Annotated in this window: 11 protein-coding genes; 5 read left to right on the forward strand and 6 right to left on the reverse strand. The window is 65.5% G+C overall.

Going from position 1 to position 13,705, the window contains the following annotated elements; genetic code table 11:
• Positions 1-35: 35 nt before the first annotated feature.
• Both pssA and OU994_RS24425 read right to left on the reverse strand, forming a co-directional pair.
• Positions 36-905, reverse strand: coding sequence for a CDP-diacylglycerol--serine O-phosphatidyltransferase (gene pssA, locus OU994_RS24420; RefSeq protein ID WP_131144682.1), 870 nt, complete (start codon positions 903-905; stop codon positions 36-38).
• 292 nt (positions 906-1,197) lie between these two features.
• Positions 1,198-1,962 (reverse strand): SIMPL domain-containing protein, encoded by a 765-nt coding sequence (locus OU994_RS24425; RefSeq protein ID WP_131144681.1) that lies wholly within the window; start codon positions 1,960-1,962, stop codon positions 1,198-1,200.
• A gap of 150 nt (positions 1,963-2,112) precedes the next feature.
• On the opposite strand from OU994_RS24425, the gene OU994_RS24430 reads away from it, so the two are divergent.
• Positions 2,113-3,747, forward strand: a complete 1,635-nt coding sequence (locus OU994_RS24430) for an alkaline phosphatase family protein (RefSeq protein ID WP_281608044.1) — start codon at positions 2,113-2,115, stop codon at positions 3,745-3,747.
• 204 nt (positions 3,748-3,951) lie between these two features.
• On the opposite strand, the gene OU994_RS24435 is transcribed toward OU994_RS24430, so the two are convergent.
• Positions 3,952-6,210 (reverse strand): ATP-binding protein, encoded by a 2,259-nt coding sequence (locus tag OU994_RS24435; protein WP_281608045.1) that lies wholly within the window; start codon positions 6,208-6,210, stop codon positions 3,952-3,954.
• Between the two features lie 199 nt (positions 6,211-6,409).
• Here OU994_RS24435 and OU994_RS24440 point away from each other — a divergent pair, with 199 nt between their 5' ends.
• From OU994_RS24440 to OU994_RS24455, 4 genes are all read left to right on the forward strand, one after another.
• A complete protein-coding gene (locus OU994_RS24440) occupies positions 6,410-6,895 on the forward strand; it encodes a nuclear transport factor 2 family protein (protein ID WP_281608046.1) in 486 nt (161 codons plus the stop codon).
• Between the two features lie 29 nt (positions 6,896-6,924).
• The gene (locus tag OU994_RS24445; protein WP_281608047.1) at positions 6,925-8,088 is read left to right on the forward strand and encodes a sensor histidine kinase; all 1,164 of its coding nucleotides are present in this window, start codon (positions 6,925-6,927) and stop codon (positions 8,086-8,088) included.
• Positions 8,085-8,840 carry a LytTR family DNA-binding domain-containing protein gene (locus OU994_RS24450; protein ID WP_281608048.1) on the forward strand — a complete coding sequence of 252 codons (756 nt, stop codon included), beginning with the start codon at positions 8,085-8,087 and terminating at the stop codon, positions 8,838-8,840. Before OU994_RS24445 ends, OU994_RS24450 begins: the two co-directional genes overlap by 4 nt.
• A gap of 223 nt (positions 8,841-9,063) precedes the next feature.
• The gene (locus tag OU994_RS24455; RefSeq protein ID WP_281608049.1) at positions 9,064-9,819 is read left to right on the forward strand and encodes a hypothetical protein; all 756 of its coding nucleotides are present in this window, start codon (positions 9,064-9,066) and stop codon (positions 9,817-9,819) included.
• A 41-nt stretch (positions 9,820-9,860) separates the two neighbouring features.
• Here OU994_RS24455 and ilvC read toward each other — a convergent pair whose 3' ends face one another.
• The 3 genes from ilvC to OU994_RS24470 all read right to left on the reverse strand — a co-directional run bounded on the left by ilvC (position 9,861) and on the right by OU994_RS24470 (position 13,193).
• Positions 9,861-10,877, reverse strand: a complete 1,017-nt coding sequence (ilvC, locus tag OU994_RS24460) for a ketol-acid reductoisomerase (protein WP_131144675.1) — start codon at positions 10,875-10,877, stop codon at positions 9,861-9,863.
• Between the two features lie 101 nt (positions 10,878-10,978).
• Entirely contained in the window at positions 10,979-11,470 is a 492-nt protein-coding gene (gene ilvN, locus OU994_RS24465; RefSeq protein ID WP_131144674.1) for an acetolactate synthase small subunit, read from the reverse strand.
• A gap of 1 nt (position 11,471) precedes the next feature.
• Positions 11,472-13,193: an acetolactate synthase 3 catalytic subunit gene (locus tag OU994_RS24470; protein WP_281608050.1), complete on the reverse strand. Its 1,722-nt coding sequence runs from the start codon at positions 13,191-13,193 to the stop codon at positions 11,472-11,474.
• Positions 13,194-13,705: the final 512 nt, after the last annotated feature.

Raw genomic sequence — 13,705 nt, forward strand, 5'->3', positions numbered from 1 at the left:
GGTCTCGCTCCTTGATATGGCCGCTGATCCAAAGCTCAACGGCGTTCGTTGTCCTCGGGTTCCTCGTCGACCTGCACGATCGACACCGGCTTGCCTTTCGCCAGCCGCACGGCGAACACCACGTAGCCTGACAGCCCGTACAGCACGAACAGCAGGAACATCACCTTCGGCGGATCCAGCGACACCAGCGTGAAGGCCAGCGCGATGAGGAACACGGTGATGAACGGTACCGACTTCTTGAAGTTGACGTCCTTGAAGCTGTAGTACGGCACGTTGGTGACCATCGTCAGGCCGGCGAACAGCGCCAGCGCCCACGAGGCCCACGGGTAGTACACGCCGTGCTCGCCCATGTCGACCATCACCAGCACGAAGCCGGCGATCAGCGCCGCCGCCGACGGACTAGGCATGCCCTGGAAGTAGCGCTTGTCGACCACGGTGATGTTGGTGTTGAAGCGGGCCAGCCGCAGCGCGGCGCCGGCACAGTAGACGAAGGCGGCGATCCAGCCCAGCTTGCCCAGGCCGCGCAGCGACCATTCGTAGATGACGAGCGCCGGCGCGGCGCCGAACGACACCATGTCGGACAGGCTGTCGTACTGCGCGCCGAATTCGCTTTGCGTGTTGGTGAGGCGGGCCACGCGGCCATCGAGGCCGTCGAGCAGCATGGCCACGAAGATCGCCCAGGCGGCGTGCTCGAAGCGCTGGTTCATCGCCATCACGATCGCGTAGAAGCCGCAGAACAGCGCTCCGGTCGTGAAGGCGTTCGGCAGCAGGTAGATGCCGCGGCGCGGCCGGAGTTCGCCCCGCTCGTTGTACTTGCGGGCGAACCTGCTGAAGGCGCTGCGGCGCGGCGCCTTGCCATTGGGAACGGCGCCGGGCTTGGGCCGGCGGCGAGGGAATTTAGCCATTGAGTACCTGGTGCAAAATTATTGCATCAGCGTGCTGCATCACCGTGCTATATCAGCTTTCGACATCAGCTTTCGACATCAGCTTGCGACATCAGCTTGCGACATCAGCTTGCGACATCAGCTTGCGACATCAGCTTGCGACATAGGCCTGCTACAGAGCGCTGCGCTATTGTTGTGTTCCGCCAGGGCATTCCTGCCCGGCCGGCTGAACCCTATTATAGAGGAGCACGCGGATCGGGGAGCACTCAGGTCGGGTGGCTGGCGTGCGGGACGATCGTCCCGCCCCTCCTGCTCAGCGGAAGCGCACCTTGCCCACCAGGCGCATCTGCAGCGTGGTCTCGCCCGGCTCGAACGACGGCTCGGCCACTTCGGCCGTATCCATCGCGCGCTTGCTCATCGCCATCATCGGCGCCGGGGCGCCGCCTTCCGGATGAGCGTAGTTGCCGGAACCTTCGAAGTCCACGGTATCCAGCACGGCATCGGTCACCGGCCGGCCCATCGCCGTGGCCACCGAGGCGATGCGCTCGTTCAGGTTCCTGTAGGTGGCGGCGATGCGCTGGTCGTCCAGCTTCTTCGTCGCCGCCGGCGTCAGGCCGAAGTTGATCGCGTTCAGCGTCAGTACCTTCTGCGCCGCGGCCACGGTCTTCGGCAGGCCGGCCAGGTTGGTCGTCTTCACCTCCACGTAATGTCCCACGCGCCAGGCGGTGGGCACGCGCGGCTTGTTGCCCGCCATCGGCTGCACCGGCCGGTCTTCCGGATACACCGGGTAGGTGTAGTAGTTCATCGTCGTCAGGCTGGCCTTGGGGTCTTCGCGCTTCAGGATGTCCAGGCCCTGCTTCATCTTCTGGTTGACGCGCGAGGCGGCGGCGGCCTTGTCCTTGTCCTGTTCCTCGATCGCCAGCACGGCGGTGGCCTGGTCGTTCGGCGCCGTCACCTCGCCGTAGGCGGGGATGATGACGGTGGTGCCGGTCGTCGGCACCTGCGCGCCCGCGTGGGCGGCGCCGAGCAGGAACGTCATTGCGAGTGCGGCGGGGGCCACGGTTTTCAGCAGGGTCATGAGCCTCTCCTCGGTTGAAATGGTGAGCGCACTTTAACCGATCCGCCCCGCCCCGCAGGGAACAGTTGGTGAACGTTTGTAACAGCGCGTCATCGCGCCGACACGCGGATCTGGCATGATGGCGGACTGACCGTTTTACGCGACCAAACAATGAAAGCAACCATCTTCCTGCCGCTGGCCCTGTCGATATCGGTGTTCTTGCCCACCCTTGCCTCGGCCGCCCCCGCCAAACCCAACCCCGCGCCGAAACTGGTCGTCGTGATGGCCGTCGACGGCTTGCCGCAGGAGCAGCTGGTGCGCTACCGCGAGCAGTTCGGCAAGGGCGGCTTCCGGCGCCTGCTCGATGGCGGCGCCTGGTTCAGCGATGCACACCAGGCGCATGGCACCACCGTCACCGCGGTGGGGCATGCCGCCATCCTCACCGGGGCCTACCCGAACCAGCATGGCATCGTGTCCAACTACTGGATCGACCGCGCCACCGGCCAGCAGATCTACTGCACCGAAGACCGCAACCATCGCTACATCGGCGAAGAGACCGCGCCCGACGACGGCACCTCGCCGGCCAGGCTGCGCGTCGACACGCTGGGCGACCAGCTGCGCTATGCCACCGGCAACCGCGCCAAGGTGGTGGCCGTTTCCGGCAAGGACCGCGGCGCGATCCTGCTGGCCGGCAAAGGCGGCACGGCCTATATGTACATGGAAGACAGCGGCAATTTCGCCAGCAGCACCTGGTACATGCAGCAGCACCCGCAATGGGTGCAGCGCTACCTGGCCGGCAAGCCGCAAGACCGCTACTACGGCCGGAAGTGGCGCCCGCTGCTGGCCGACAGCGCCTACGCCGGCGATGCGGAAGGGCCGCTGTTCGATTTTTCGTACTACAGCGAGAGCGGCAAGCCCGATGCCGGCTACTACAAGCGCCTCAAGGAAGGGCCGGCCGTCGACGAGCTGACGCTGGACTTCGCGCGCGCCGCCATCGATGGGGAGGCACTCGGCGCCAACCCGGCCGGTGTGCCGGACCTGCTGGGCGTGAGCCTTTCCGGCCATGACTACGTGAACCACCGCCACGGCCCGGAGAGCAAGATGTCGCACGACCACCTGCAGCGGCTGGACCGCATGCTGGCCAGCTTCTTCAGCTACCTGGACCAGCGCGTGGGCGCGGATGAATGGATGATCGTGCTGACGGCCGACCACGGCTTCGCCAACAGCGCCGAATTCTCGCAGCGGCAGCGCATCGATGCCGGCCGCATCGACGGCAAGAAGATGCTGGCCGGGCTGGAACAGCACCTGGCCGCCACGTTCAACGGGGTGAAACCGATCGCCAACGCCGTGCCGCCGAATATCTATTTCGATGATGCGGCGATCGGCAAGGCCGGGCTGAAACGCGCCGACATCGAGGCTGCCGCCAGCACATGGCTGCTGGCGCAGGCCGGTGTCGCCGATGTCTACACCCGCACGCGCTTCGAGGAGAGCGGCGCCACCGGCACCCGGCAGGACTTGCTGATGCGCCGCGGCTGGCACCGCCATGAATCCGGCGACCTGGTCGTGGTGCCGCGCGCCTACTGGGCATTCGGCTCGGGCACCAGCGGCGCAACGCACGGCACTCCGTACCGCTACGAAACCAGCGTGCCGATGATCATGATGGGCAAGCGGTGGGTGGCGCCGGGCAACTACACGCAGTATGCCGAGGTGGTCGACATCGCGCCGACGCTGGCCGCGCTGCTGCAGGTGCGGGCCCCGGCCGGCGCCGAGGGGCGCGTGCTGACGGAAGCGCTGCGCCGCCGATAGGCCTGGTGCCGGACATTGCTTCCAGCGGAATCAGTGTCCGGCACAAATGGCGCTTGGCCAGGTGAACCCCAAGTGCAGATTCCGGGGTCAGACCCGCCGGGTCTGACCCCAGCCCTTCGCTGTTGGGGTGAACGCATGCGCTTTCAATGTGCCGACTACGCTCAACTTAACGGCCTCAACGTCCGGCACCGCTCGTCGCCAGCCTCACCTGAGCGCCTGGTACAACTCGGCGATATCGTAGGGCTTGGCCAGCAGCCGCACGCCGGGCAGGTTGACCCGGCTGTCCGTATAGCCGGTGGCGAGCACGATCCGCACCTGCGGGAAGCGGGTCAGCACGATGCGCGCCAGTTCCACGCCACCGATCGCGCCGGGCATCACGATATCGGAAAACACCTGGCGCACCGGCGCGCCCGACTCCAGCACGGCAAGCGCCTCGTCGCCACTGGCCGCCGCGCGCACCTCGAAGCCGGCGGTGACGAGCGCGGCCAGCATGGTTTCCCGCACCAGGGGATCGTCCTCGACGAACAGCACCAGCCCCTCGGCCGCCTTCAGGTCGGGTGGCGCGGCTGGCGCGCCCTCTTCCACGGCCGTCGCCGCGCCACCCGCGCGCGGCAGCCAGATCGTCACCGTGGTGCCGGATCCCGGTGCGCTGTCCAGCACCAGCCTGCCGTTCGACTGGACCGCGAAACCATAGGCCTGCGGCAGGCCGAGACCGGTGCCCTTGTCGACGCCCTTGGTGGTGTAGAACGGTTCCAGTGCGCGCGCCAGCGTATCCTGGCTCATGCCGGTGCCGGTATCGGCCACCGACACGCGCAGGTAGTCGCCCGGCGCCAGCTCCACTGCCTGTCCTTGTCCTTGTCCTTGTCCTTGTACCTGTCCTTGTCCTTGCCCCTGCGCCGCGGCCGGCAGCGTTTCGTTGCGCAATGCGACGCTCACCTTGCCGCCGGCCGGCATCGCATCGCGCGCGTTGATGACGAGGTTGAGCAGGGCCAGTTCCATCTGCAGCGGATCGATGGTGACGGGCCACAGGCCTTCCGGCGCCGGCTGCAGGTCGAGCGCCAGCTCCACATTGTTCGGCAACGCGTTCCTCAGCATCGGCAGCACGTTGTGCACGGCCGTTGCCGGGTCGATGGTGGCCAGCCGCGCGTCCTGCACCGTCCCGAACGAGCGCATCTGCCCGGTCAGCGTGGTGGCGCGCGCGATGGCGCGCTGGCATGTCCCGGCCAGCGCCTGCACCCGCGCGCGGTCCTGCGTCAGCGGAATCAGTTGCAAGGCGCCGGACAGGGTTTGCAGCACATTGTTGAAATCATGGGCGATGCCGGCCGTGAGCCGGCCCAGCGCCTCCAGCTTCTGGCCCTGCAACAGCGCGCGCTGGGCACGCTCGGCCGCGGCCACCGCCTCGGCCACCTTGCGTTCCAGTTCCGCCTCGTTGTCGCGGATCCTGGCGGCGGCATCGGCCAGGGCCCGGCTGACCGCATCCGCTTCGGCCATGCCGGAACTGAGCGCCGCCACCGGCTCGCCGGCCCCCAGCGCTTCGGCACTGCGGCGCAGGCGTTCGATGGGCGCGGCGGTGCGCCGCGCATACCAGTGCGCACCGGCGATCGAGAGCACCAGCATCACCACGATCATTGCGGCAAAGCCGGTGGCGGCGTAAATCGCCGGCCGGCGTATCTCCTCGAGCGGCACGCTGAGGATCACGGTCCAGCCGGACAGCGGTGCGCGGCTGAAGAACGCCATGGTCTGGATGCCCGACAGCGTGACGCCCTGGTGCACCCCGGACTGTTCACCGGCCTGGATGCGCGCGCGCAGCGCCGGCCGCACGCTCATGCCGATGTACTTCTGCGCATCGCGGCTGCGCGCGATCACACGGCCCTGCCGGTCCGTCAGCGAGGCGGTCCACTGCTGCGGCAGCCCTTGCTGCACCAGCAGTGGCACCAGCCGCTCGGCCGCCAGGCCCATCGCCAGGTAATAGCGCAGCCGGCCGTCGACCTGCACGGGGATCTGCACCGCGATATCCGGACGCTTGCCGACCGGTGCGACGAACAGGTCGGACACCACGGTGCCTTGCGCGCCCTTGACGCGGCGCAGCGCCATCAGGTTCGACCGCCCCTTCGGCAGCGGCCCGCCGAACGGCTGCCGGCTGTTGAGCAGCTGGCGGCCTTCCAGGTCGGTCACGACGATCACCGAATGGCCGGGCGGCGCCACGCGCCGGGCCTGGTCGTGGAACGCGCGGAGGTCGCCCCGATGCAACGCCGGCGCCGCGGCCAGTGTGCGCAGGATGCCTTCCATCGCCAGCAGCTCGCGATCGGCCAGCAGCGACAGCGCGCGCACCGCTTCCTTCGTGCCGGCCAGCTCGGCCTTGCGCTGTTCCTGGTACACGTACCACAGCGCGACCGATGCCACCACCACGGCGGGGAACAGGATCGACAGGATCAGCAGCAGCAGGCGGGTTCGGATACGCATGGACGTCGGGGCGAGGGTCAGGAAACGATGAGGGCCAAGAGGCGATGATAACGAAACGACAATACCGATTCTATCCGAGCAAGGCTTCGCGCGTTGGAAACGCTTCGGCGCGTACCGCCACCGGTTCGCCGCAAAGGGTTTCCGCCGGACCGGCCGTGGCGCTACATTGCCAGCACCGCCCCTGTCCTGGAGGAACCCGATGAAAAAACTGCTGGCGACTACCCTGCTGCTGTCAGGCCTGCTGCTGTCCGCGTTCGCCCCGATGACCCGCGCCGAAACGGCCGGCGACGATCCCGCGGCCGTGATGGAGATCGACACCATCGTCAAGGCTTTCCAGGCCGCGATCATCGCCAGGGACCGCGCCGCGCTGGAAGCGATGTTCCTCCCCGCCGACAACAGCTGGCTGACCGTGGCCAGCGAGCGCATCAAGCTGAAGCCGGGCCAGCCGCGCGTCAGGCCGTCCACCTACCGCCAGTTCGCCGAATTCGTCGGCGCCAGCAAGCTGCCCATCGAGGAGCGCTTCCACAACGTGCGCATCCACAGCAATGGCAGCATCGGCACCGTCTACTTCGATTTCGAATTCGCCGAGGATGGCAAGGTCACCAACCGGGGCGCCGAATCCTGGCACATGGTGAAGACGGAAAGCGGCTGGAAAATCAGTTCGATGGTATTTTCGCTCGGCTGAAGTCCCGCCACTGCGGCTACAATCGCCCGATGTCCCTCCGTTCGTTCGACACGGCCAGCCTGGCCGATCCGCCCTTCCACCACGCGCTGCTGGCGGCGCTGCCGATCACCGTGTGCATCGCGATCATGGGGCTGCCGGACGTCGGCCATGAACGGCCGCTGATCTTCCGCACGCTGTACCTGTGCACCTACCTGGCATGGATCGCGCCCACCGCCTGGCTGCAGCGCGCGCTGTGGCGGCGCGGCCTGCCCTGGTGGGGTACCGCGCTGGCGCTGCTGGCGGCGACCTACGCGATGTCGGTGGCGAACAGCCTGCTGGGTCAGACGGTCGCCGTCCGCCTCGGGCTGCGTGCCACGCATGACTGGGCCATGCTGTTCGCTGGCCTGGATGGCTGCTGGCTGCCGCTGATCGCATTCTGCGCCAGCCATGCGGTGGTGGCCTATAACAGCGCGCTGCGTGACGAACGCACGCGTTCGGCCGAGGCCCTGCTGCTGGCGCGCGATGCCGAACTGCGCGCCCTGCGCTACCAGCTGCAGCCGCACTTCCTGTTCAATACACTCAACGGCGTGTCCGCGCTGGTGGCCACGGGCCGCGACCGGGATGCCAACCGGATGATCGCGCAGCTGGCGGACCTGCTGCGTGCCACGCTGGCCACCGAGCACGCGCACGAGCACGCGCTGGCCGACGAGCTGGCGCTGACCGAGAACTACCTGGAGATCGAGAAGGCGCGGCTGGGCGAACGGCTGCGCATCGCCATCGAGGTCGGCCCCGGCCTGCTCGATGCGCAGGTGCCCTGCCTGCTGCTGCAGCCGCTGGCCGAGAACGCCGTGCGGCATGGCATCGCTCCCGATCCCGCTGGTGGCGCACTGGGGCTGACGATCGCGGCCAACGGTGGCACGCTGCACATCCACGTGGTCAACGACGCCCGGATGGTCGGCGACAATGGCGCCTCCCTGGGCGTGGGCATGCGCAACGTGGCCGAACGGCTGCGCAAGCTGTATGGCGGCGCCTACCGCTTCACGGCCCGCCACGTGGCCGGCGGCCGCTTCGAGGTGTCGATCGAACTGCCGCTGCGGCGCGAATCCGTCGCGGGCGCATCGTGGGAGCGTGCATCATGGGTGCGTACATCAGGGGTGAGCAAGTCAGGGGTACGTGCGACAGGGGAGCGTACATCAGGGGAGCGTGCGGCATGATGCGCGCGCTCGTCGTCGATGACGAACCGCTGGCGCGCGCCGGCGTGCTGGCCCGGCTGCGGCAATGCCCGGATATCGACGTCGTCGCCGAATATGGCGACGGTCCCGCCGCGCTGGCCGGCATCCGCGATGCCCGGCCCGACCTGGTGTTCCTCGATGTCGAGATGCCCGGCTTGAACGGCCTCGGCGTGCTGGCCGCGCTGCCGGCGGCCGAGCGCCCGCTGGCCGTCCTGCTGACGGCGCACGAGCAGTTCGCCGTGCAGGCCTTCGCGCTGGACGTCGTCGACTACCTGCTGAAACCCGTGGAAGACGAGCGCTTCGCCGACGCGGTGGCGCGGGCGCGGCAGGCCTGGCGCTTCCGGTGCGGCGCCCCCGAAGCACCGGGGCCGCAAGCCGGCTACCTGTCGCGCTTCACGGTGCGCTACGGCAGCCGCCTGGTGTTCGTCGACGTGGAGGACGTGGAATGGATCGACGCGGCGGGCGATTACGCCACGCTGCACGCGGGCGGCCGCGAGTACCTGGTGCGCACGGCACTGCACCGGCTGGTGGAGTCGCTCGACCCGGCCGCGTTCGCCCGCGTGCACCGCTCCGCCATCGTGCGGCTGGACCGCGTGGCCGAACTGCGCACACTGGGCAACCGCGACGCCATGCTGCGGCTGCGCGACGGCACGCCACTGCGCGCCAGCCGTACCTATATCGACGCGCTGCTGGCGGCGCTGGAGCGGCAGCGCAGCACCATGGATCGCGGCTGACCGGAACACCGGCGGAAAGGCACCGGAAGCCATCCCAGCACATCGAAGCGGATATCAGGTCTTCCTTGTCGCTTATGCAGCTTGCATCTATATTGAACCTGACATCCGCACGGCGGTTGTCGGGCCAGGCACTTCGCGCGTACGGGCTTGAAGAGTGCCGCCTTCCATCTTCTCGGGCACGCGTCACCAATGCGTTCGACGACAGCTTAACGAAAGGATGCTCATGAATCTCCCGCCGCTCCACTCCTTCGTGTGCCGGGCCACGGTCGCAGCGGTTGTTTCACTTGCGATGTTCGCACCCTCGACTGCCGTGGCCGAGTATGTCCTCACTACCACGGCAACAGGCAATGGCAATTTCAGCCTGTGGGGACAGTTTTACGGCCCAAGCGGGCTGGACGGGCCTGAGGGATCAGGAACGTTCACAGCGAACATGACGACCCGCTTCGATATTGACAACTGGTGGTCAACGGATACCCACGTCGGCTTCGACGCCGGCAATGCCGCATTCACATTGGAGCTGACGGTAAATGGCGCAACGTACTCCACGAGTACATCCTATGCCGATGTCCGGGTGTATTTCCTGCATGGTGGCACAGCAAACGTCGATTCCTTGCTGTATGAAATCTCATATACCCCACCGACCGGCTATGGCGACTATGCCGATATCCATCAGAGAGCGTACCTGATGCCCGAACTGCTCCCTGTTACCGAGGTGACAGATGCATTACAGTTCGGGCGCAATGACTTCCATTCCACCGTATTCGTGGCCGACGTAACAGCATTCCATGATGACATGCCGCAGCCGGTCTCTGTAGGGAGTGCGATCGGCACCGTCGACGCGTTTACCTTTGCCTTGGCGGTGCCTGAGCCGCACACCTATACGCTGACGCTTCTAGGCTGTGTCGTCGCCGCCGCCGGGGCGGCTATGCGCAAACAGCGGCCTAGCAAGCGGAGACTTACAGATACTGCCCGCATATGAAAAACGGCCCGCGAGGGCCGTTTTCGTGAGGCGAAAGCCGCTTAGTTCTTCGACTTGTCGACCATCTTGTTGGCGGCGATCCACGGCATCATCGCGCGCAGTTTCGCACCCACTTCTTCGATCTGGTGCTCGGCCGTCAGGCGGCGGCGCGAGATCAGCGTCGGGGCGCCGGCCTTGTTTTCCAGGATGAAGGACTTGGCGTATTCGCCGGTCTGGATGTCCTTCAGGCACTGGCGCATGGCTTCCTTGGTCTCGGCGGTGACGACGCGCGGGCCGGTCACGTATTCGCCGTATTCGGCGTTGTTCGAGATCGAGTAGTTCATGTTGGCGATGCCGCCTTCGTAGATCAGGTCGACGATCAGCTTCAGTTCGTGCAGGCACTCGAAGTACGCCATTTCCGGCGCGTAGCCCGCTTCCACCAGCGTTTCGAAGCCGGCCTTGATCAGTTCGACGGTACCGCCGCACAGCACGGCCTGTTCGCCGAACAGGTCGGTCTCGGTCTCTTCGCGGAAGTTGGTTTCGATGATGCCGGCCTTGCCGCCACCGTTGGCCGAGGCGTACGACAGGGCGATGTCACGGGCGGTGCCGGACTTGTCCTGGTACACGGCGATCAGGTGCGGCACGCCGCCACCCTGCTTGTACGTGTTGCGCACGGTGTGGCCCGGGGCCTTCGGTGCGACCATGATCACGTCCAGGTCTTCACGCGGCACGACCTGGCCGTAGTGCACGTTGAAGCCGTGTGCGAAGGCCAGCACCGCGCCCTGCTTGATGTTCGGTGCCACGTTTTCGTTGTAGACCTGGGCGATGTTCTCGTCCGGCAGCAGGATCATGACGACGTCGGCCGCCTTCACCGCGTCGTTGACTTCGGCAACCTTGATGCCGGCCGCTTCGACCTTCTGCCACGACGCGCCACCCTTGCGCAGGCCGACGGTGACGTTCACGCCGGATTCGGTCAGGTTCTGTGCGTGCGCGTGACCCTGCGAGCCGTAGCCGATGATGGCAACGTTTTTACCCTTGATCAGGGAGAGGTCGGCGTCTTTGTCGTAGAAAACTTTCATGGTCATTCCTAAGTATTTTGTGTGAATCGTATTAATCAGTTTTAACCCGGTCGCTTTGACCCGGTCGCTTCAACCCGGTATCAGTACCGCGTGCAGCGTGTTCAGAGCTTCAGGATGCGTTCGCCGCGGCCGATGCCGGAGCCGCCCGTGCGGACGGTTTCCAGGATCGAGGTGCGGTCGATCGCATCGATGAACGCGTCGAGCTTGCTCTTGGCGCCGGTCAGTTCGATCGTGTAGGTCTTCTCGGTCACGTCGATGATGCGGCCGCGGAAGATGTCGGCGGTGCGCTTCATTTCCTCGCGCTCCTTGCCCACCGCCCGCACCTTGATCAGCATGAGCTCGCGCTCGATGTGCTGGCCTTCGGTCAGGTCGACCACCTTCACCACTTCGATCAGGCGGTTCAGGTGCTTGGTGATCTGCTCGATGATGTCATCCGAGCCGCTGGTGACGATGGTCATCCGCGACAGCGTGGAATCCTCGGTCGGCGCCACGGTCAGCGTCTCGATGTTGTAGCCGCGCGCGGAGAACAGGCCGACGACGCGGGACAGCGCGCCCGCCTCGTTTTCCAGCAAAACAGAAATGATGTGTCGCATATCAGAGGTCCTCCGAACCGAGCAGCATTTCGGACAGGCCCTTGCCCGTCTGGACCATCGGCCACACGTTTTCGCTCTGGTCGGTGATGAAGTTCATGAACACCAGGCGGTCCTTCATGCCGAACGCTTCGCGCAGCGCGCCCTCGACGTCGCCCGCCTTCTCGATGCGCATGCCCACGTGGCCATAGGCCTCGGCCAGCTTTTCAAAGTCCGGCAGCGAATCCATGTACGACTCGGAATAGCGCGAACCGTAGTCGAGCTGCTGCCACTGGCGCACCATGCCCAGGAAGCGGTTGTTCAGCATGATGATCTTCGGCGTCAGGTGATACTGCTTGCACGTGGCGAGCTCCTGGATGTTCATCTGGATCGAGCCTTCGCCGGTGATGCAGGCCACCGTGGCATCCGGATTCGCCATCTGCACGCCCATCGCGTACGGCAGGCCGACGCCCATCGTGCCCAGGCCACCGGAATTGATCCAGCGGCGCGGCTTGTCGAACTTGTAGTATTGCGCGGCCCACATCTGGTGCTGGCCGACGTCCGACGTGATGAACGCGTCGCCACGGGTGATCTCGTAGAGTTTCTCGACGACCGATTGCGGCTTGATGATGGTGTCCGAGGTCGGATACTTCAGGCACTGGCGGTTGCGCCATTCGGTGATCTGGCCCCACCATTTCGACAGCTGGGCCGGATTCGGCTTGTGGTCGGCGGCGTCGAGCTGGGCCAGGAATTCGATCAGCACGTCCTTGACGTTGCCGACGATCGGAATGTCCACCTTGACGCGCTTGGAAATCGACGACGGATCGATGTCCACGTGGATGATCTTGCGCGGGTTCGAGGCGAAGTGCTTCGGGTTGCCGATCACGCGGTCGTCGAAGCGGGCGCCGATGGCGATCAGCACGTCGCAGTTCTGCATCGCCATGTTGGCTTCATACGTGCCGTGCATGCCGGGCATGCCGACCCACTGGTCGCTCGAGGAGCGCGAGCCGCCCAGGCCCATCAGCGTGTTCGTGACGGGGAAGCCGAGGCGTTCGACGAGTTTGTTCAGTTCATTGTGCGCATTGGCCAGGATCACGCCGCCGCCCGTGTAGATCATCGGACGTTCGGCCGCCAGCAGCAGCTGCACCGCCTTGCGGATCTGGCCCGAGTGGCCCTTGTCGACCGGCCGGTACGAGCGCATCTCGATCTCCTTCGGATAGGAGAACACATGCTTGTGCATCGAGATATCCTTCGGGATGTCGACCAGCACGGGGCCGGGACGGCCGGTGCGGGCGATATAGAAGGCTTTCTTGACCGTTTCGGCCAGGTCCTTCACATCCTTGACGAGGAAGTTGTGCTTGACGACGGGGCGCGTGATGCCGACCGTGTCGCATTCCTGGAATGCATCCTGGCCGATCGCATGGCTCGGCACCTGGCCGGAAATGACGACCATCGGCACGGAATCCATGTATGCGGTCGACAGGCCGGTCACCGCATTGGTGACGCCAGGGCCGGACGTGACGAGGGCGACGCCGACTTTCTGCGAGCTGCGCGAATACGCGTCCGCCGCATGGATGGCGGCCTGCTCATGGCGAACCAGGATATGCTGGAATTTGTCCTGCTTGAAGATGGCGTCGTAGATATAGAGGACTGCTCCTCCGGGATAGCCGAAGACGTGTTCGACGCCCTCTTCGGCCAGGCAGCGCACGAGTATCTCGGCGCCAGTGATGGCTACTTCGGTGTTCATGAAACATTCCTTTCAAGGTCCATAGGAGATTGAACGGATGCTCTTGCCTGTCGAAGTTAGCCTATCGCCACAGCTCCCTCGAGCGTACTTGCATTTGCGGTCACGCCGGCTGTTCCCCCAACCGTAGTGGGGTGCGAGACGGACGCTGTAACGCAATTATTTCCGCTGGAGTTTCTGCAGCTGTTCGGCCGACCTCTCGCGCTTTTGGCACGGGCTGGAGCAAACTGCTGACATATGAAAGCGGACCGGGCACGGCGGCCTTTTGTGCAGCGGCGCGCGATCTGGGAGCCTCGTGGTGTGCGAAGCATTCCATACGTTACTGCGTTGCACCATCAATGGTCAAGGAATATTATGATTTTTTCGACCTTGTGCGCCGGTTCGGTGCATGAAAAATGGACAAGCGTGGTGAAAAGCGCCAAAAAAATGCGGAAATACGTGAATTTTGCTAGGATGCACAGTCTCGGGAACCGCTGATGTATTCATGGCGGCGATCTTAGCCCTGAGAAAACGCG

The organism is Pseudoduganella sp. SL102 (assembly GCF_027856995.1).
Lineage (GTDB): Bacteria > Pseudomonadota > Gammaproteobacteria > Burkholderiales > Burkholderiaceae_D > Rugamonas > Rugamonas albidiflava.

Coding starts and splice junctions, on each gene's coding strand:
- pssA (WP_131144682.1), bottom strand. CDS start 905: ATGGCTAAATTCCCTCGCCGCCGGCCCAAGCCCGGCGCCGTTCCCAAT.
- OU994_RS24425 (WP_131144681.1), bottom strand. CDS start 1,962: ATGACCCTGCTGAAAACCGTGGCCCCCGCCGCACTCGCAATGACGTTC.
- OU994_RS24430 (WP_281608044.1), top strand. CDS start 2,113: ATGAAAGCAACCATCTTCCTGCCGCTGGCCCTGTCGATATCGGTGTTC.
- OU994_RS24435 (WP_281608045.1), bottom strand. CDS start 6,210: ATGCGTATCCGAACCCGCCTGCTGCTGCTGATCCTGTCGATCCTGTTC.
- OU994_RS24440 (WP_281608046.1), top strand. CDS start 6,410: ATGAAAAAACTGCTGGCGACTACCCTGCTGCTGTCAGGCCTGCTGCTG.
- OU994_RS24445 (WP_281608047.1), top strand. CDS start 6,925: ATGTCCCTCCGTTCGTTCGACACGGCCAGCCTGGCCGATCCGCCCTTC.
- OU994_RS24450 (WP_281608048.1), top strand. CDS start 8,085: ATGATGCGCGCGCTCGTCGTCGATGACGAACCGCTGGCGCGCGCCGGC.
- OU994_RS24455 (WP_281608049.1), top strand. CDS start 9,064: ATGAATCTCCCGCCGCTCCACTCCTTCGTGTGCCGGGCCACGGTCGCA.
- ilvC (WP_131144675.1), bottom strand. CDS start 10,877: ATGAAAGTTTTCTACGACAAAGACGCCGACCTCTCCCTGATCAAGGGT.
- ilvN (WP_131144674.1), bottom strand. CDS start 11,470: ATGCGACACATCATTTCTGTTTTGCTGGAAAACGAGGCGGGCGCGCTG.
- OU994_RS24470 (WP_281608050.1), bottom strand. CDS start 13,193: ATGAACACCGAAGTAGCCATCACTGGCGCCGAGATACTCGTGCGCTGC.